At 71.0% G+C, this 17,635-nt stretch carries 17 protein-coding genes; 7 read left to right on the forward strand and 10 right to left on the reverse strand.

The genetic code is table 11. The annotated features are described in order from the left end of the window. Positions 1-9: 9 nt before the first annotated feature. Genes FXF51_RS35785 through FXF51_RS35800 form a run of 4 tightly spaced genes read right to left on the reverse strand, consistent with a single transcriptional unit; the run spans position 10 to position 4,775 of the window. Entirely contained in the window at positions 10-1,842 is a 1,833-nt protein-coding gene (locus tag FXF51_RS35785; protein ID WP_148439142.1) for a glycoside hydrolase family 127 protein, read from the reverse strand. Continuing rightward, positions 1,835-2,599: a carbohydrate ABC transporter permease gene (locus FXF51_RS35790; protein WP_148439143.1), complete on the reverse strand. Its 765-nt coding sequence runs from the start codon at positions 2,597-2,599 to the stop codon at positions 1,835-1,837. The genes FXF51_RS35785 and FXF51_RS35790 overlap by 8 nt, the downstream gene beginning before the upstream one ends. Next, a complete protein-coding gene (locus FXF51_RS35795) occupies positions 2,596-3,507 on the reverse strand; it encodes a carbohydrate ABC transporter permease (protein WP_148439144.1) in 912 nt (303 codons plus the stop codon). The genes FXF51_RS35790 and FXF51_RS35795 overlap by 4 nt, the downstream gene beginning before the upstream one ends. Next, positions 3,504-4,775, reverse strand: a complete 1,272-nt coding sequence (locus FXF51_RS35800) for an ABC transporter substrate-binding protein (RefSeq protein WP_148439145.1) — start codon at positions 4,773-4,775, stop codon at positions 3,504-3,506. Before FXF51_RS35800 ends, FXF51_RS35795 begins: the two co-directional genes overlap by 4 nt. A 111-nt stretch (positions 4,776-4,886) precedes the next feature. Here FXF51_RS35800 and FXF51_RS35805 point away from each other — a divergent pair, with 111 nt between their 5' ends. From FXF51_RS35805 to FXF51_RS35815, 3 genes are all read left to right on the forward strand, one after another. Further along, a complete protein-coding gene (locus FXF51_RS35805) occupies positions 4,887-5,900 on the forward strand; it encodes a LacI family DNA-binding transcriptional regulator (protein ID WP_148439146.1) in 1,014 nt (337 codons plus the stop codon). A gap of 70 nt (positions 5,901-5,970) precedes the next feature. Further along, positions 5,971-6,771, forward strand: a complete 801-nt coding sequence (locus FXF51_RS35810) for an NAD(P)-dependent oxidoreductase (protein WP_148439147.1) — start codon at positions 5,971-5,973, stop codon at positions 6,769-6,771. 13 nt (positions 6,772-6,784) lie between these two features. Beyond that, a complete protein-coding gene (locus FXF51_RS35815) occupies positions 6,785-7,129 on the forward strand; it encodes a winged helix-turn-helix transcriptional regulator (protein ID WP_411268411.1) in 345 nt (114 codons plus the stop codon). A 48-nt stretch (positions 7,130-7,177) separates the two neighbouring features. Here the strand turns inward: FXF51_RS35815 and FXF51_RS35820 are convergent, their stop codons facing one another. Both FXF51_RS35820 and FXF51_RS35825 read right to left on the reverse strand, forming a co-directional pair. Beyond that, on the reverse strand, positions 7,178-8,788 hold the full coding sequence (locus FXF51_RS35820; RefSeq protein WP_148439148.1) for a cellulase family glycosylhydrolase: 1,611 nt from the start codon (positions 8,786-8,788) through the stop codon (positions 7,178-7,180). Between the two features lie 117 nt (positions 8,789-8,905). Further along, positions 8,906-9,562: a TetR family transcriptional regulator gene (locus FXF51_RS35825; protein ID WP_148439149.1), complete on the reverse strand. Its 657-nt coding sequence runs from the start codon at positions 9,560-9,562 to the stop codon at positions 8,906-8,908. A gap of 115 nt (positions 9,563-9,677) precedes the next feature. Here FXF51_RS35825 and FXF51_RS35830 point away from each other — a divergent pair, with 115 nt between their 5' ends. From FXF51_RS35830 to FXF51_RS35840, 3 genes are read left to right on the forward strand one after another with little or no spacing between them, the layout of a single operon-like run. After that, positions 9,678-10,136, forward strand: coding sequence for a (2Fe-2S)-binding protein (locus FXF51_RS35830; RefSeq protein WP_187414758.1), 459 nt, complete (start codon positions 9,678-9,680; stop codon positions 10,134-10,136). After that, positions 10,133-11,125 carry an FAD binding domain-containing protein gene (locus tag FXF51_RS35835; protein WP_148439151.1) on the forward strand — a complete coding sequence of 331 codons (993 nt, stop codon included), beginning with the start codon at positions 10,133-10,135 and terminating at the stop codon, positions 11,123-11,125. The genes FXF51_RS35830 and FXF51_RS35835 overlap by 4 nt, the downstream gene beginning before the upstream one ends. Further along, entirely contained in the window at positions 11,122-13,392 is a 2,271-nt protein-coding gene (locus FXF51_RS35840; RefSeq protein ID WP_148439152.1) for a xanthine dehydrogenase family protein molybdopterin-binding subunit, read from the forward strand. Before FXF51_RS35835 ends, FXF51_RS35840 begins: the two co-directional genes overlap by 4 nt. 29 nt (positions 13,393-13,421) lie before the next feature. Here FXF51_RS35840 and FXF51_RS35845 read toward each other — a convergent pair whose 3' ends face one another. Then, entirely contained in the window at positions 13,422-13,955 is a 534-nt protein-coding gene (locus tag FXF51_RS35845; RefSeq protein ID WP_148439153.1) for a TetR/AcrR family transcriptional regulator, read from the reverse strand. A gap of 84 nt (positions 13,956-14,039) precedes the next feature. Between FXF51_RS35845 and FXF51_RS35850 the strand changes: the two genes are divergently transcribed. Continuing rightward, positions 14,040-14,498 carry a nuclear transport factor 2 family protein gene (locus FXF51_RS35850; RefSeq protein ID WP_148439154.1) on the forward strand — a complete coding sequence of 153 codons (459 nt, stop codon included), beginning with the start codon at positions 14,040-14,042 and terminating at the stop codon, positions 14,496-14,498. Here FXF51_RS35850 and FXF51_RS35855 read toward each other — a convergent pair. The 3 genes from FXF51_RS35855 to FXF51_RS35865 all read right to left on the reverse strand — a co-directional run bounded on the left by FXF51_RS35855 (position 14,491) and on the right by FXF51_RS35865 (position 17,245). Further along, on the reverse strand, positions 14,491-15,783 hold the full coding sequence (locus tag FXF51_RS35855; RefSeq protein WP_148439155.1) for an ArsB/NhaD family transporter: 1,293 nt from the start codon (positions 15,781-15,783) through the stop codon (positions 14,491-14,493). The genes FXF51_RS35850 and FXF51_RS35855 overlap by 8 nt on opposite strands. A gap of 10 nt (positions 15,784-15,793) precedes the next feature. Next, complete coding sequence (locus FXF51_RS35860) at positions 15,794-16,354, reverse strand: hypothetical protein (protein WP_148439156.1); 561 nt, start codon at positions 16,352-16,354, stop codon at positions 15,794-15,796. Positions 16,355-16,645: 291 nt separating this feature from the next. Then, entirely contained in the window at positions 16,646-17,245 is a 600-nt protein-coding gene (locus tag FXF51_RS35865; protein WP_148439157.1) for a DsbA family protein, read from the reverse strand. Positions 17,246-17,635: the final 390 nt, after the last annotated feature.

Here is a 17,635-nt window from a genome sequence, read left to right on the forward strand (position 1 = left end):
GTCCATCTCCTAGATCGTCGGAAGCCAGACCCGCATGGTCGCGGGACCCCGGTTGCCCCACCGGTGGTAGGGCACCAGCCGGAGCCGCACGTCCGCGCCCTGCTTGGCGTCGGACGCCGCCCCGTACGGCCAGGCGCCGTCGCCGCCGGAGCTGACCTTCGCCCCCACCTCCAGCTCCACCACGCCGTCCGTCTCGTGCTCCTCCGGCGGATCGACGCGCGCCGTCACGGCGGCGAGCGGCGGCTCGTCGGCCACCGACTCCGCGCAGTAGACGAGCGGCCCCCGCTCCACGGCCGCGCTGCCCCGTAGCGCGTCGATCCGCCGGTCGGGGAGGGTCCACCTGGGCCGCATCGGCAGTTCGAGGCGGATCTCGTCACCGGCCCGCCACGGCCCCTCGACGTAGGCGTAGCCGGGGCCGACGGGCCGGATGACCGGGCCTTCAGGCAGCGGCGCGTCCTGGGAGGAGACCGGGACGTGCGCGAGCGTGGCGTCCGTGGCCCAGGCGGGCACCCGCAGCCCGACGCGGCCCTCGCCGTCCTCCAGCACCCGCACGCTCACCGAGCCCTGCCACGGGTAACCGGTCTCCACCCGCAGCGCCAGCCGCCCGGACCTGATCTCCGCCGGGGTGAGGTGGTGGATCAGCACCTCGCCGTCCTTCGCGGCGGCCACGTACGCGGGCAGCGACGCCAGCGTCCTGGCGATGTTGTTCGGGCAGCACGACACGTCGAACCACGGCGAGCGCAGCCCGCCCTCGGCCGCGTGGTTGACCCCGTCGAGCGGCGTCGCGGGCACCCGCACCTGCAGCGGGTTGACGTAGAAGAACGACGCGCCGTCCAGCGCCACGCCCGTGGCGAGCATGTTGTACATGGTCCGCTCGGCCAGGTCGGCGTAGCGGGCGTCGCCGGTGGCCAGCAGCAGCCGGTGCGCCAGCATGATGGAGGCGATGCTCCCGCAGGTCTCGTTGTAGGCGCGGTCCGGCGGCAGCTCGTAGTCCTCGCCGTACGACTCGTCGGCATGCCTCGAGCCCATGCCGCCGGTCAGGTGCGTACGCCGGGCGACCGTCCGCTCCCACTGCGACTCGACCGCCTTGAGCAGCTCCTCATCGCCCGTCTCGACCGCCACGTCCACCACGCCGGAGGCCAGGTAGAGCGCCCGCACGACGTGCCCGCGGAACACCTGCGCCTGCCTGACGGGCAGGTCGTCCTGGTAGTAGGCGCGGCCGAACGGGATGTCGGCCAGCGCCGGCAGGCCGCGGCGCTCGACGAAGCGGCGGGCCATCTCCAGGTACCGCTCGGCGCCGGTGGCCCGGTACAGCTCGACCAGCGCCATCTCGATCACGGGGTGGCCGCAGGTCTCGTCGCCGTCCATGAAGCGGCGGCACACGTGGTCGGCGGCCCTGGTGACGACCTCGGTGAGCTGGTCCTCGCCGTGCATGCGCAGCCGCGCCACCCCGGCCTGGATGAGGTGGCCGTAGCAGTAGAGCTCGTGCCCCCACTCGAAGTCGGTGTAGCGGCTGCCCGTCCAGCGGGTGTTGAGGTAGCCGTCGCCCTCCTGCGCCTGCGCCACGATCTCGGCCAGCGCGGGCAGCCCCGGGTGGTCGGCCCAGGCCATGGCCTCCAGCAGCTTGTAGATCTCCGAGTCGCTGAACTCCCGTCCCCTGCGGGGCCGCTCGCCCCTGAAGTTGCCGATCCAGCCTTCGCGCTCCTCCCACTCCTGGCAGTGGGCGATCGTCACGTCGTTGTTGAGCGCGATCCGGTCGCCCCAGAAGCCGGGCAGCACGCGTACGGAGTCGAGGCCGAGGGGGGACAGGACGCCCGATGAGGGCAGGACGGGATTAGCCACGCAGAGCTCCTGACATGAATCCGCGCACGTAGTGGCGCTGCAGAACGATGAAGAGGATGAGACAGGGGATGGCCATGACCATGACTCCGGCCTGGAGCATGCCGTAGTCGATGGCGCCGAACGTGTGCTGCGTCATGCTGACCACGGCCACCGGCAGCGTGAAGGACGATCCGTCGTTGAGCAGGATGAGGGGCGCGAAGAAGTCGTTCCACGAGGCCAGGAACGCGAACAGGCCGACCGTGATCAGCGCGGGCCGCACGGCGCGCAGCAGGATCCTGGAGAAGGCCCGGAACGTGCCACAGCCGTCCACCAGCGCGGCCTCCTCCAGCTCGCGCGGCACCGCCTCGAACGCGTTGCGCATCATGAACAGCGCGAACGGGAGCTGGAACATCACGAACACCAGCGACAGTCCGACCAGCGAGTTCTGCAGGCCGAGGTAGCCGAGCAGCACGTAGAGCGGGATCAGGATCGTCGCGTACGGCACCATGAGGATCGCCAGCGTGGCCAGGAACAGCAGGTTCTTGCCGGGGAAGTCGAAGCGGGCGAAGCCGTAGCCGCCGAGCGCCGAGACGACGAGCGTGCCGCCCACGGTCATCGCCGACACCAGCACGCTGTTGGTGGCGTAGGTGTCGATGCCCTCGCCGAAGCGGGCCATCTCCAGGTAGTTCGACGGCTCCTCCAGCGAGGCGTAGCCGCTCCACACCAGCGGGAACAGGAACAGCACCGCCAGGGCCGACAGGGTGAGGTAACGGCTCAACGGAGCCTCCGCATCATCAGCGTGTTGAGCCCGACCAGGGCCACCAGCAGGACGACCGACAGGGCCGCCGCGCCGCCGAGGTCGAAGCGGAAGAACGCGTCCCGGTAGACGACCATGACCATGGAGACCGTGCTGTTGTCCGGGCCGCCGTTGGTGAAGACGAAGAACTGGTCGAAGGCTAGCAGCGAGCCCGTGACGCTGAGGATCAGCATCAGCGCCAGCGTGGGGCGCAGCAGCGGGAGCGTGATCTTGGTGAAGATCTGCCAGCGGTTCGCGCCGTCGCTCCTGGCGGCCTCGTACACCTCGGCCGGGATCGCTTGCAGGCCGGTCAGCAGGATGAGCATGTTGAACCCGGCGAAGCGCCAGATCACCAGCGTGATCGTGGAGAACAGCGCCATGTTCGGGGTGCCGATCCACTTGACCGGCTCGCCGGTGACGCCCAGGGCGCGCAGCATCGGGTCGATCGGGCCGAAGTCGTTGTTCAGCATCCCGTAGAACAGCAGGCCCGCCGCCGCGAAGCCGACCGCGCCGGGCAGGAAGAACGCGGTCCTGAAGAACGCGATGCCGGGCCTGCGCTCCTGCACCAGCAGCGCCAGGCCCAGCGCCACGCCCGACAGCAGGACGGTGGTGATGGCCGTGTACTTCAGCGTGAAGAAGACCGCGTCGACGAAGAGCGGATTGTCGGCGATCTTGAGGTAGTTGGCCGGCGCGTTGAAGGTGGCCTGGCCGAGCAGCGGCCAGCGGTTCAGCGACATCCACACGACCAGCACCAGCGGGGCGATGAACAGCACGCCCACGATGACGGCCGTCGGCGCCGCGTACAGCCAGCCCTGCACCTTCCTGCTGCGCCACCGGGCGGACGGCGCCGAGTGCGCCGCCCGCCTCGTCCGTGGGGCCGTCAGAGTCATTGCTGCAGCGACTTCGTGACTTCGGCGTTGAGCTGGGTGATCTTCGAGGCGTCACCGAAGACGGCCTCGCGGGCCAGCCGCAGCCAGGGGCCCTGCGGGTCGTTGTAGGTCTGGCCGAAGCGCAGCGCGAACGGCGTCTCGCCCTTGGCCACCAGCGAGTTGATCAGCACCACGCGGGGGTCCTCGGCCGAGTACTTGTTGCTGGCCAGGTCCGTGCGCGCGAGCACGTCCTTGTTCTTGGCCATCACCTCGACCTGCGCCTGGTCGGAGACCGTCCAGTTGATGAACTCCCAGGCCGCGTCGGCGTTCTTGGAGGTCGAGGAGATGCCGAGCGAGTCGCCGCCCACGAACGTGGACTCGCCGCCGTCGGGCCCCGCGATCGGGGTGACGCCGATCTTCATCTCCTTCGGCATCAGGCCGAGCGTGGTGGACGGCATCGGCATGACGCCGATCTCACCCTTGGGGAAGAACCCGGTCCAGGTGGGGCCCTGCTCCTCCTTGGCCGTCGGCCCGGTGACCTTCTTCTCGTACAGGTCGCGCCAGATCTTGAACACGTCGGTCATGGGCGGCTGGTCGTTCAGCGAGGTCGTGCCCTCGGCGTTCATGACCTGGGCGCCGGCGGCCCAGACGGACGGCCAGAAGGTGAAGACGTAGCAGCCGCCGCAGTTGCCGCCGAAGAAGGTGCCGTGGATCTTGCCGTCCTTGCCCAGCTTCTCCTGGACGGTGGTGGCCTGCTCGGCGAACTCCTTGAGCGTCTTGGGGCCCTTCTCGGGGTCGAGCCCGGCCTGCTCGTACAGGTCCTTGTTCCAGAACCAGACCGACAGGTCCAGGGTGTGGGGGAGCGTGTACTGCCGGTTGTCGAGCGTGCCGAGCCTCATGTGCGAGGGGGCGAGCTTGTCCTTGTACGGCAGGGCGGCGATCCTGTCCGTGATGTCCATGAACAGGCCCTGGGAGGTGTAGTTCGGGACGAAGATGACGTCCGCCGCGAACACGTCGGGGAGCTGCTTGGCGCCGGCCGCGGCGGCGATGCGGGGCTGGTAGTTGTCCGTGGGGATGACGGTGAGCTTCACCTGGTTCTTGTGGGTCTTGTTGTACTCGGCGACCAGGCGCTCGCTCTGCGTCTGTGTCGCCGCGCGGGTCCACATGGTGATGGTCACGGGACCGTCCGCCGCCTGTGTCCCGCCGCCGCCACCGCCGCCACTGCCGCAGGCCGCTGCTGTGAGCGCTAACACACCGAGGAGGGAGATCCCGGCCAGCCTTCGTCTCATGATGTGCTCCTGGACTTAAAGGTTTTCGGAAACGTAGAAGAAACATGAGCCCATGTCAATGGGTGCTAAGGTGCTAAGCGGTTCACAATTCACCGAAAAGGGTTTCGACGTATGGCGGGTAAGCGGGCGACCATCAACGACGTGGCCTCGCTGGCGGGGGTATCGATCGCCACGGCCTCCAAGGCGCTCAACGGGCGCCAGGACGTGCGGGCGGCCACGCGCGAACGCGTGCTCGCCGCCGCGGCGGAGCTCTCCTTCCAGCCGAACGCCCTGGCCAGGGGGCTGCTCTCGGGGCAGACGAGGACGGTGGGCCTGCTGACCTCCGACAGCGTCGGCCGCTTCGGCATCCCCGTGCTCCTGGGGGCCGAGGACGCGTTCGGCGCCGGGGAGATGGCGGTCCTGCTGTGCGACGCGCGCGGCGACGCCATCAGGGAGCAGCACCACCTGCGCGCCCTGCTGTCGCGGCGGGTGGACGGGCTGATCGTGGTGGGGGAGAGCACGAACCCGCGCCCGTCCGTGAGCAAGGACCTGCCAGTGCCCGTCGTCTACGCCTACGGGCCCTCCGAGGACCCCGCCGACGTCTCGTTCGTGCCCGACGACGTGGGCGCGGCGGCGATGGCCGTCAACCACCTGCTCGCCCTCGGACGCCGGCGCATCGCGCACGTCACCGGGCCCGCGCACTACAAGGCGGCGCGCGACCGCGAGGAGGGGCTGCGGCGGGCGCTCGCCGAGGCCGGCGTCCAGCAGGCCGGGCAGACCCTGTCGGGGGTGTGGTCGCAGCGGTGGGGGCGGCACGCGGCCGAGATGCTGCTGATGGCCGAGCCGGAGATCGACGCCGTGTTCTGCGGCAGCGACCAGATCGCGGCCGGGTTCGTGGAGGCCGTGCGCGAGCGGGGGCGGCGGGTGCCCGACGACCTCGCGGTGGTCGGCTACGACAACTGGGAGGTGCTCTCCACCGAGACGCGGCCCGCGCTGACCACCGTGGACATGAACCTGGAGGTGCTGGGGCGGACGGCGGCGCAGCACCTGTTCGCCGCGATCGACGGCAAGGCGACTCCCGGGGTGCACACGCTGCCGTGCCAGCTCGTCATCCGCGACTCCACCTCGCCGCCCGGGGTGTCCTAACCTCCGGGTAACCACGCACTTCGAAGTGCGTTCTTGCTGGTTGTCCCGCGTCCGGTGAACAGTGGTGCGCATGAACGATGTGAGCATTCTTGGACTGGGAGCCATGGGGCGCGCTCTGGCGGGCGCGCTCATCCACGCCGGCCGCGAGGTGACGGTCTGGAACCGCACGCCGGGCAGGGCGAGCGGGCTCGGCGCGCGGGAGGCGTCGAGCGTCGAAGAGGCGATCGAGGCGGGCGGCCTCACCGTGGTGTGCCTGCTGGACGACGCCAGCGTCCGCGAGACGCTCGCCCCGGTGGCGCGGGAACTGGCCGGCGCCGACCTCGTCAACCTGACCAGCGGCTCCGCGCGGCAGGCGCGCGAGCTGGCCGGATGGCTGGAAGGGCACGGGGCGCGGCCGCTCGCCGGCGGCATCATGGCGGTGCCCCCGACCGTGGGGACGGACGGCGCGTTCATCCTCTACAGCGGTGAGCGCGACCTGTTCGACCGGGCCGCCCCCGTGCTGGCGCCCCTCGGCCGTCCGCACTGGGTGGGCGCGGACCCCGGGTTCGCGGCGCTGTACGACATGGCGGCGCTGAGCGGCATGTACGGCATGAGCGCCGGCGCCGACCACGCCGTGACCCTGGTGCAGGCGGAGGGCGGCGACGTGGAGACGTTCAGGCGCGAGGTGCTCCAGCCGTGGATGGAGCAGATGCTCCCCTTCATGGTGGCCGGCGCCGACGTGAGCGAGACCGTGCCCGAGGAGTACAACCCCGCGATGCAGGCGGCCGGCCTGCGGACCATGCTCGCCGCCTCCGACGAGGCCGGCGTGCCCGCGGACCTCGCCGGTCACCTGCGCGCCTCACTGTGGCGGATGCGCCGCGCCGCCGCCTGACTATCATGGGCCGGTGCGTAACCCGCCCTACATCTGCGCTCTGGACGCCGCCATGGACGTCGTGGACGGCAAGTGGAAGGCGCTGATCCTGTGGGCGCTGGACGAGCGGCTGCGCCGGTTCGGCGAGCTGCGCCGCAGCCTGCCCGGCATCAGCGAGAAGGTGCTGACCCAGCAGTTGCGCGAGCTGGAGGCCGACGGGATCGTCCGGCGGACCGTGTTCGAGCAGACGCCGCCCAGGGTCGAGTACGAGCTGACGGACGCCGGCGTGGCGCTCTACGCGGCGCTCGGCGCCCTGGGGGAATGGGGCGCCCGCCGCATGCGGGAGCTGGATCTCGTTCCCACCCACGGCGAGGAGTGAAGCGGCGGGCCGCCCCCATGGCAGTGGGGGCGGCCCGCGGAGGTCTTGTCAGGAGGCGGCGCAGGTGTAGGAGCTGACCGTGGCGGTGTTCCCGCCGGGCCGGTTCACCTGGAAGCCGAAGCTGGTGTTGCCCCCTGCTGCCACGTTGCCGTTGTAACCGGCGTTCTTGGCGGTGACCGTCTGCCCGCTGGTCGTCACCGTGGCGTTCCACGAGCCGGCCAGGGTGTGCCCGGCGGGCAGGGTGAAGGTGACGGTCCAGCCGGTGATGGCCGACGTGCCGGTGTTGGTGACCGTGACGGGCTGGACGACGTACCCGCCGCCCCACTGGCTCTGCACGGTGCCCGCGGCGGTGCAGCCGCCGCCGGTGCCGCCGCCCGACGTGGTGGTGAAGGTCGTGGTGGCCGAGGCGGTGGACTGGTTGCTCGCCCCGTCACGGGCCCGCACGTACACCTGGTACTGCGTGGACGGCGTCAGCCCTGTCAGGGTGATGGAGTTGGTGGTGGACGAGCCGAGCAGCGGGTCGGTGGCGCCCTGCTCCCGGTAGACGTCGTACCCGGCTAACCCCGAGCCGCCCGCGTCGGTCGAGGCCGTCCAGGTCAGGTTGGCGCCGTTGGCGGTGACGCCGGAGGCCGACGGGGTGCCGGGCGCGGTCGGGGCGGTGGTGTCGGTGCCGCCGCCGCTGAAGAAGGTGGCCTCGCGGGAGGTCGCGGTGATGCCGTTGGCGCCGTTGAAGATGCGCTGGCCCCAGGACGTGAGCGCGGCCGGGTTGAAGCCGGTGACCATGTCGAGGTACTCGACGCCGCCGCCGTTGCCGCTCCACGACCAGCCGATGTAGCCGATGCCGCGCGACACCGCCTGCGCCATGATCGTGTCCTCGTCGGGGTTGCCGTCGGAGTGGTTGTGCCCGAACTCGCCGATCACCAGCGGCAGGCCGGCGGTCTGGAACGCGTCCAGGTAGGCGGTGATCTCGGCGGCCGTGTCGAAGACGCCGTACATGTGGATGGAGAACACCGTGTTCTTCTGCGTGTCGGCGTTCGCCACGGTCTGGGCGGTGTTGCGCATGGTGAACTGCCAGTCCTGGCCCCAGTTGGGCGCGTCCACCATCAGCATGTGCTGGAAGCCGAGGCCGCGCATCCGGGTGATCGCGCTGGTGGTGGCGGCGGTCCAGGCGGAGACGCTGTTGTTGCCGTACGGCTCGTTGCCGATGTTGACGATGATGAAGTCCTCGGTGCCGGTGAGGGCGCTGCGGACACTGCTCCAGTAGTCGACCGCCTGGTCGAGCGTGTACGCGCCGCTCTGCTCGCCGTACCCGGTGGTGTCATGGTTTTCGAGCACGCATATTAACCGGTTCTGCCTGCACAGGGAGACGACGTTGGCCACGTCGGAGGCGCTGTTCGGGGTCCATCGGCCGCCGCTGAGCACCACGCGCACGGTGTTGGCGCGCAGCGCCTTGATGTTGGCGAAGGAACTGGTCTGGTTCGTGTACCAGGTGTGCGCGTGGCTGACGCCGCGCATGACGAACGCGTTCCCGTTGGCCTCCAGGATCCTGGTGCCGCTGACCCGGAGCCCGACCGCGGCGTGCGCGGGAGCCGGGGCGATCAGCATCGAGACGAGCAGCGACAGGAGCGCCGCCGCCGCGAGCCCGAGTCGTTTGGTCATGGGGGGTGCCCTCCTGTTAACCGGTTAGGTCCGGCGCACATGGTCCTGCGGAAACCGTCCCGATGTACAGCGACACGAACGCGATCGCGGAAGAATGCCTGGAGAGAGGTGAAACTTTCACTCTTCCCTGAGGGTGGGCAGCCCGGCGGCCAGGGCCGAGAGCGCCCGGACGAGCGTGGGCAGCAGCACCGGGCACGCGGCGGCCAGCTCCGGGTCCTCGGCGTAGACCTGGGCGAGCGCGGGCGGCGGGTTGGCGGCCGGATAGAGCATTCCGGCCAGCCCGCTGCAGGCTGCCGCCAGCTCACCGCCCTCGCGCTCGGTCAGGTCGGTCGCCCCGGCCATGGCGGCGCCCATCTCGGCGATCCGGGCGTGCACCGCGTGCTTGAACGCGCGTGCGGCGGGGACCGACACGTTGTGTTCGAGACTGGTGGAGGCGTGGCTGAGTAGGTCGCAGAAGAGCGGCCGCTCGACGATCGTCTCGACCAGCGCGGTCACGGCGTTCGTCGTGCCGCTGGTGGTGCGCAGCCGTTCGGCGACGGCCTCCGCCCACTGGCGCCACTCGTCGGCGAGCAGCTCCAGGTAGATCTCCTCGCGGGTGCCGAAGTAACGCACGATGTTGGACTTGGCCAGCCCCACGGCCTCGGCGACCGCGCCCAGGCTCACGTTGCGCACCCCGGAGGTGCGGGCGAGCTCGCGGGCGGCGGCGAGGATGGCCTCGCGCCGCTGCTGCTTGTGCTCGGGCCGCCTGGCCCGGAGGAATGCCGACCGCGTCATGTCGCCATCAGCATACTGGCGCCGATTTAAAAGAACACCGTTCACTTGTTAAGGGAACGCTGTTCTGTTAGCGTCCGGACCACAAGACGGGAGGAAGCGCGTGACCGAGATACGGATGAAAGTGAACGGCTCCGTCGAGTCCCTCGACGTCGAGCCGTGGGTGAGCCTGCTCGACGCGCTGCGCGAGCGGCTCGGGCTGACCGGCCCCAAGAAAGGCTGCGACCAGGGCGCCTGCGGGGCCTGCACGGTGCTCGCCGACGGCGTGCGGATCAACGCGTGCCTCGCCCTGGCCGTCCAGTACGACGGCAGGGAGATCACCACCATCGAGGGCGTGGCGCATCCGCTGCAGGAGGCGTTCGTGCGCAACGACGGCCTCCAGTGCGGCTACTGCACCCCCGGCCAGATCTGCTCGGCGATCGGCATGCTCGCCGAGTACGAGGCGGGCATGCCCAGCGCCGTGACCGGGTCGCAAGGGCTCGACGAATCTGAGATCAGGGAGCGCATGAGCGGCAACCTGTGCCGGTGCGGCGCCTACAACGGCATCGTGGACGCGATCAAGGAGGCCTCCCGATGAGGCCGTTCGCCTATGTCAAAGCCGCGGATGTCGACTCCGCCGTGCGCGCGGCCAGCGAGCCCGGCGCCAGGTTCCTCGGTGGCGGCACCAACCTGGTGGACCTCATGCGCGAGGGCATCGAGCGCCCCGACACCGTCGTGGACGTGACGGGCCTGCCCTTCGACACCGTGGACGACCTGCCCGACGGCGGCCTGCGCGTCGGCGCGCTCGTCCGCAACAGCGTCCTGGCCGCCGACCCCCGGGTGCGCGCCCGCTACCCGATGGTGTCGCAGGCGCTGCTGTCCGGCGCCTCCGGCCAGCTCCGCAACATGGCCACCGTGGGCGGCAACCTGCTGCAGCGCACCCGCTGCCCGTACTTCTACGACCACGCCTCCGCCTGCAACAAGCGCTCGCCCGGCGCCGGCTGCGACGCCCTCGACGGGTTCAACCGCAGCACCGCGATCCTGGGCGTCAGCGCGAGCTGCGTGGCCGCCCACCCGTCCGACCTGTGCGTGGCGCTGGCCGCCCTCGACGCGGTCGTCGAGGTACGCGGCCTGGACGGCACCCGCCGCGTCCCCCTGGCCGACTTCCACCGCCTGCCCGGCGACACCCCGGACGTCGAGACCACCCTCGCCCCCGGCGAGCTGGTCACGGCCGTCGAGCTGCCGCCCGTCCCGGTCGCCGCCAACTCCCGCTACCGCAAGGTCCGCGACCGCGCCTCCTACGCGTTCGCCCTGGTCTCGGTGGCGGCGGCGCTGGAGGTGCGCGACGGCGCCGTCACCGAGGTGCGGCTGGCGCTCGGCGGCGTCGCGCCCAAGCCGTGGCGGGCCACGCGGGCCGAGCGCCTGCTGACCGGCGGCCCCGCCGACGAGGACGCCTTCCGCCGCGCCGCCCAGGCGGAGCTGGCGGAGGCGACCACCAGGGAGGGCAACGCCTTCAAGGCCCCGCTCGCCGTGGCCACCATCACCGCCGCGCTGCGCGAACTGAGCACGGGAGGGACGGGCCGATGAGCATCAAGTACGCCGAGACCGAGCAGGCCACGGGCACCACCAAGTACGTCGGGCAGGCGGTGGACCGGGTCGACGGACCCGCCAAGACGACCGGCGAGGCCCGCTTCGCCGCCGAGTACCCGTACCCCGGCCTGGCCTACGCCGCGATCGTGCACGCCACGATCCCCCGGGGCCGCCTCACCGCCGTCGACACGGCCGAGGCGCGGGCGGTGCGCGGCGTCATCGACGTGCTCACCCACGAGAACACCCGGCCCATGAAGCCTGCTCCCAAGGTGAGCTTCCTCGACCTCAGCACGCTCGTCGCCGGCACGTCGGTCAACTACCTGGCCACCGACGAGGTGCTCTGGAACGGCCAGCCCATCGCCGTCGTGGTCGCCGAGACCCCGGAGACGGCCCGGTACGCGGCGTCGCTGGTGCGCCCGGCGTACCAGGAGCTGCCCGCCGCCGTGGACCTGGCGGCCGAGCAGGGCAACGCCGTCCCCCAGAAGGGCAACCTGATCAGCGAGGCCGAGGCGGACAAGGGCGACGCACCCGCCGCGCTGGCCGCCGCGCCGCACTCGGTGGACCTGACGTTCACCACTCCGCCGCACAACCACAACGCGATCGAGCCGCACGCCACCACCGCCGTCTGGGACGGCGACAAGCTGACCGTGCACGAGGCCACGCAGAACATCACCTGGACGCGCAAGCACCTGGCCCAGCGGTTCGAGGTGCCGGAGAAGAACGTCAGGGTGCTGTCCCCGTTCGTCGGGGGCGGGTTCGGCGGCAAGGGCTCGGTCTGGGCCGGCACGCTGCTCGCCGTGCTCGCCGCCCGGGCGACGGGCCGGCCGGTGCGGCTCTCGCTCACCCGCGAGGGCGTCTACCACACGGTGGGCGGGCGCACGGGCAGCATCCAGCGGGTCGCGCTGGGCGCCGGCGCGGACGGGAAACTGTCCGCGATCATCCACACCAGCGTGTCCAGGACGGGACGCAGCGGCGGGAACGGCGAGCCGTGCACCGCCGGCACCCGGCACCTGTACGCCGCGCCCAACATCCACCTGCGGCAGAGCACCGTGCAGCTCGACCTGCTGGCCAACACGTTCATGCGCGCGCCGGGCGAGTCCATCGGCACCTTCGCCCTGGAGTCGGCGATGGACGAGCTGTCCTTCGAGCTGGGCCTGGACCCGGTCGAGCTGCGCCTGATCAACGAGCCCGACCGCGACCCGGTGGGCGGGCAGCGGCTGGCGCACCGCAGGCTGCGGGAGGCGTACGCGCTGGGGGCCGAGCGGTTCGGCTGGCGCGAGCGCGACCCCAGGCCCGGCTCCATGCGGGACGGCCGGTGGCTGGTCGGCATGGGGGTGGCCGCCGCCTACCACCCGTCGATGCGGATGCCCGCGAACGTCACGCTGCGGCTGGGCGCGGACGGCACGGTCGTGGTGCGCTCCGGCTTGCAGGAGATGGGCATGGGCACGGCGACGGTGCTGGGGCAGATGGCCGCCGACGAGCTGGGGGTGCCGCTGGCGTCCGTACGCGTCGAGTACGGCGACTCCGACCTGCCGGTCGCGCCCGGCGCGGGCGGCTCGATGCAGACCGCGAGCGCGGCGGCGGGCGTGCAGGACGCCGCCGCCAAGCTCAAGCGCACCCTGCTCGGCCTGGTGCGCCGCGCACCCGGCTCACCCCTGCGCGGCCGCAAGCCGGACGAGGTGCAGGCCCGCGACGGCGGCCTGTACGCCGGGGCCGCCGGTCAGACGTACGCGGAGATCCTGAGTGCGGCCGGCCGCGACCACGTGGAGGTGGAGAGCAAGGCGGGCATGCTGGGCTTCATGGTGCGGACCCTGCGTGAGCGCAGAAGCCTGGTGCGGGCGGCGACCGGCGCGCAGTTCTGCGAGGTGCGCGTCGATCCCGACACCATGGAGGTACGCGTCTCGCGCTGGACGGGCGTCTTCGACGTCGGCACCGTGATCAACGCCAGGACGGCGGCGAGCCAGCTCCGGGGCGGCATCGTGATGGGCATCGGCATGGCGCTGACGGAGCAGACGCTGATCGACCGCCGCGACGGCCGGATCATGAACGCGAGCCTGTCGGAATACCACGTGCCCGTGCACGCCGACATCCCGCGCATCGACATCCACTGCCTGGACGAGCCGGACTCCACCATGCCGATGGGGCTGCGCGGGGTCGGGGAGGTGAGCATCACCGGGGCCGCGGCGGCCGTGGCGAACGCGGTGCGGCACGCCACCGGCAAGCGCGTGCTCGACCTGCCGATCACCCTCGACAAGCTGCTGTGAACTTCACGTTCGCTGGGCTGCTGTGAGCTTCACGCTCGCCGGGCCGCTGTGAGCGCGCGGGCGGCCACCGCGGCCGCCCGCGCCGCCGCCGCTCCTCGTTCCGGGTCCACCATGGCGGTGACCGTGGCCCCGTCCACCAGCACGAGGAGCTGCTCGGCCAGCAGGTCGTCAGTCACCAGCCCGCGCAGGTAGTCACGCAACCGCCGCTTGTGCGCGCGCACCACCTCGGCCACGGCCTCCGACGTCGCGCCCAGCTCTCCGTACGCGTTGACGAACCCGCACCCGCGGAAGTCCTCCTCGGCGAACCACCGCTCCAGCCACCCGAACACGGCCCCGACCTGGTCATCGTGCTCGCGCACGTACGAGGTGAGCGAGCCCATCCACCGCTCGTCCCGCCGCTCCAGGTAGGCCACCACGAGCGCCTCCTTGGACGGGAAGCACTGGTAGAGCCGCTTGAGCGACACCCCCGACGCCGCCCTGACGTCGTCCATGCCCACGGCCCGGATGCCGCGCCGGTAGAACAGCTCACCGGCCGCCGTCAGGAGTCGTTCGGCGTGTTCCATGGCACCTCGCTTGCTCCGGAGAACGGTCGTTCTCTAGGCTATCCCGCGAGAACGACCGTTCTCCTGCCGTCCGAGGAGGCCGCCATGTCCCGCCCGCCCGTCCCGCCGTTCACCGAGGAGAGCGCCCGCATCAAGGTCCAGGCCGCCGAGGACGCCTGGAACACGTGCGACCCCGACCGGGTCGCGCTCGCGTACACGGAGGACTCGGTCTGGCGCAACCGCGGCGAGTTCCTCACCGGCCGCGACGAGATCAGGGCATTCCTGCGCCGCAAGTGGGACAGGGAGCTGGACTACGCGCTGCGCAAGGAGCTGTGGGCGGTGCTCGGCGACCGCATCGCGGTCCGCTTCCAGTACGAGTCCCGCGACGCCTCCGGGCAGTGGTGGCGCAGCTACGGCAACGAGCAGTGGGAGTTCGACGCGGACGGGCTGATGCGGCGCAGGGAGGCCAGCATCAACGACGTGCGCATCGAGGAGTCGCAGCGGCGCGTCTTCGGGCCGCGCGGCGACGACGAACGCGGCGTGGACGTACTGCCGGTCAGGTGAGGTAACGCAGCCACAGGTACGGGGTGCACAGGGCGACGGTCACCAGGGTGACGACCAGCCCGTACTTCGTGAACTCCCAGAAACTGATCGGGGTGCCGTTGCGGGCGGCGATGCCGACCACCACCACGTTGGCCGCCGCCCCCACCGCCGTCGCGTTGCCGCCCAGGTCGGCCCCCAGCGCCAGGGCCCACCAGAGCACCTGCGCGTGCTCGTTGCCGCCGTTCGCCTGCACGAGGTCGGCGACGATCGGGCTCATCGTGGCCACGTACGGAATGTTGTCGATCACCGCGGACAGGCCGGCCGAGGCCCACAGCAGCACCATCGTGGTCAGCCCGAGCTGACCCTGCGTCACCGAGGCCGCCGCGTCGGAGATCCGCTCGATCACGCCGGTCTCCACCAGCGACCCCACCATCACGAACAGCCCGGCGAAGAACACCAGCGTCGGCCACTCGACCTCGCGGATGGCGTCCTCGGTGGTCACCCTCGTGGCCGCCACCAGCACCCCGGCGCCCAGCAGCGCCACGACCGACGGCTCGTAGTGCAGCACAGGATGCAGCACGAACGCCGCCATCACCAGCGCCAGCACGGCCAGCGACTGCCACAGCAGCCGCCGGTCGGCGATGGCCTCCCGCTCGTTCAGCGCCATGATCTCGGCCGCCCGCTCGGGGTCGTACCGGAACGCCCTCCTGAACAGCCACCGGCACAGCCCGATGAACACCGCCACCAGCACCACGATCAGCGGCGCCAGGTGGATGAGGAAGTCGTTGAAGCTCAGGCCGCCCCGGCTGGCGATGATGATGTTCGGCGGGTCGCCGATCAGAGTGGCGGTGCCGCCGATGTTCGAGGCCATCGCCTCGGCGATCAGGAACGGCGCCACCGGCAGCGCCAGCCGTTCGCACACCAGGAACGTCACGGGCGCGATCAGCAGCACCGTGGTGACGTTGTCCAGCAGCGCGGACGCGCCGGCGGTGATCAGCACGAGCAGAGCCAGCAGCCGGAACGGCCGCCCGCGCGCCCGCTTGGCCGCCCAGATCGCCAGGAACTCGAACACCCCGGTCTGCTTCAGCACCCCGACGATGACCATCATGCCGAGCAGCAGGAAGATGACGTTCCAGTCGATCCCGGAGTCCTCGGAGAAGAACGCCGCCCCCGCGTCCGTGGCGTGGATCAGCAGCATGACCGCCGCCCCGCCGAGCGCCGCCGCCACCCGATGCACCTTCTCGGTGGCGATCAGCGCGTACGCCCCGAGGAAGACGGCCACCGCCGCCCACGCCGTCACCGTCACATCATCAGTATCAAGGCACGCGCAGCCATCGAGGGTCGTCGTAGCGCTGCTCCACCCCGTCGCCGGGCAGGAAGTCGGGCGCCGTGCACAGCACCACCTCGCCCTGCACCTCCAGGTACCTGATCAGCCCCGCCGCCACCGACAGCACCGTCTCGGCGCCGCCCTCCATGCGCCTGCCCAGCACCGCGACCACGTCGGTGAGCCCGAACTCGGCGGGCAGCAGCGCGGCCACCTCCTTGACGAAGCTCTGCGTCACCCGCGCCTGGATCATGACCGAGCCCGGCGCCGACTTGCCCGAACCGGCGCAACTGTCGCAGCCGCCGCTGTGGTGCGGATTGATGGAGATCGTGCCGGAGCCGAGGCACATCAGGCACTGGCCCACCTCGGCGGCGTGCCGCGTGGCGGCGTCTCGGTCGGCCAAGGGCTGATCACAGGTGCACGAGAAGGTGTTGTAGGTGCCTTCGACGTAGTCGTGGTAGGCGATCTCGTCGGGGGCGTCGACCCACTCGGTGGTGATGACGTGCTGGTCCATGGAGACTGGTGCGCTCTCGTCCTCGGCGGATGGAGCCACCCAAGATAGCTCGCGCGCGCCGGGGGGATCACTGAATCGGCGGAAGTCGTCACGTTACGTGAGCCTCTTCGTGCGGGCCTTTATTCGGCTCACTCGTACGGCCCCTTCGCGCGGCCCCTTCGCGCGGCCCCTTCGCGCGGCCCCTTCGTGTGGCCCCTTCGTGTGGCCCCTTCGTGTGGCCTCTTCGTATGGCCGTTTTTTCGGCTCGCTCGTGCGGCCCCTTCGTGCGGCCCGCCCATCGGCTCGCTCGCGCGGCGCTCGGGCGGCTCTTCGTGTGGCCTGCCTTCCGACTCACCCGCGCGGTTCTTCGTGTGGCTTGCCCTTCAGCTCGTGGAAACCTGGAGTGCCCGCCACCAGCAGCGTCCCGTCCCAGAGGCGGGCGGCCTGCTCGCCGGTCGGCACGCGGGACACGACCGGCCCGAAGAACACCACCCGCTCGCCGTCCGTCCTCGTGACGGCGACGATCGGCGTGCCCACGTGATCGCCGCCGATCAGGCCGATGGCCTCGGCGTGCGATGCGCGCACGACGTCGTCGTACTTGGTGCCCAGCCCCACCTCGGCCAGCTCGACCGGCAGCCCGGCGCTGGCCAGCGCGGTGCGCAGATCACCGATCCAGTCACCCGTCCCCGTCGTCCACAGGGCTGTGTACAACTTCTCCAACGCCTGCTGCCCGTGATCGCGCTGCACGGCCGCGCAGATGCGGGCCGGGACCCACAGGTATCCCTCGGGGTCGCCTTCCGGATCGTCGTCGCGGTTCTCGTTCAACACCGACAGGCTCATCACGTGCCAGCGCACCTCGACGTGGCGCACCTTGCGCACCTCCATCAACCACCGCGCGGTCACCCACGTGTACGGGCAGGACGGGTCGAACCACATGTCGGCCACAGCCATGATCGCCAGCCTACGCCCTACAATCGCTTGCACGATCTTGTGCTGTCGCTGCAACAAAACTGCACACCAATCGGGTTGACGAGTCTAACAATCGGTTGCATAAAGATGTGAAGCTCGTCCCGTCAGGCAGCGCTCTGCGGCGCTCTCCATTCCCTTGACGCGCCCGGTCCGCCGCCCCTCATCCCCGGAGGCTCCACGGTGCGCAGCAACAACTCGCGATGGCGCGTTCCCTTCTTACGGCGCCGCCCCCTCCCCGACCCCGCCCAGCCCCTGCCTCTCTCCGCACAGCCCCCACCCCAGTCCCCCTCCCTTCCCGCGCAGCCCTCGCCCCAGTCCCCGTCCTTCCCCGCGCAACCCTCGCCCCAGTCCCCGTCCCTCCCCGCGCAGCCC

Origin of the sequence: Nonomuraea sp. PA05 (genome assembly GCF_008086045.1) — a bacterium.
Classification (GTDB): domain Bacteria; phylum Actinomycetota; class Actinomycetes; order Streptosporangiales; family Streptosporangiaceae; genus Nonomuraea; species Nonomuraea monospora.

Excerpts from the sequence above, each read along its gene's own strand:
- FXF51_RS35795 (WP_148439144.1), bottom strand. The coding sequence starts at position 3,507 with ATGACTCTGACGGCCCCACGGACGAGGCGGGCGGCGCACTCGGCGCCG.
- FXF51_RS35800 (WP_148439145.1), bottom strand. The coding sequence starts at position 4,775 with ATGAGACGAAGGCTGGCCGGGATCTCCCTCCTCGGTGTGTTAGCGCTC.
- FXF51_RS35805 (WP_148439146.1), top strand. The coding sequence starts at position 4,887 with ATGGCGGGTAAGCGGGCGACCATCAACGACGTGGCCTCGCTGGCGGGG.
- FXF51_RS35810 (WP_148439147.1), top strand. The coding sequence starts at position 5,971 with ATGAACGATGTGAGCATTCTTGGACTGGGAGCCATGGGGCGCGCTCTG.
- FXF51_RS35820 (WP_148439148.1), bottom strand. The coding sequence starts at position 8,788 with ATGACCAAACGACTCGGGCTCGCGGCGGCGGCGCTCCTGTCGCTGCTC.
- FXF51_RS35825 (WP_148439149.1), bottom strand. The coding sequence starts at position 9,562 with ATGACGCGGTCGGCATTCCTCCGGGCCAGGCGGCCCGAGCACAAGCAG.
- FXF51_RS35830 (WP_187414758.1), top strand. The coding sequence starts at position 9,678 with ATGAAAGTGAACGGCTCCGTCGAGTCCCTCGACGTCGAGCCGTGGGTG.
- FXF51_RS35835 (WP_148439151.1), top strand. The coding sequence starts at position 10,133 with ATGAGGCCGTTCGCCTATGTCAAAGCCGCGGATGTCGACTCCGCCGTG.
- FXF51_RS35840 (WP_148439152.1), top strand. The coding sequence starts at position 11,122 with ATGAGCATCAAGTACGCCGAGACCGAGCAGGCCACGGGCACCACCAAG.
- FXF51_RS35845 (WP_148439153.1), bottom strand. The coding sequence starts at position 13,955 with ATGGAACACGCCGAACGACTCCTGACGGCGGCCGGTGAGCTGTTCTAC.
- FXF51_RS35850 (WP_148439154.1), top strand. The coding sequence starts at position 14,040 with ATGTCCCGCCCGCCCGTCCCGCCGTTCACCGAGGAGAGCGCCCGCATC.
- FXF51_RS35865 (WP_148439157.1), bottom strand. The coding sequence starts at position 17,245 with ATGGCTGTGGCCGACATGTGGTTCGACCCGTCCTGCCCGTACACGTGG.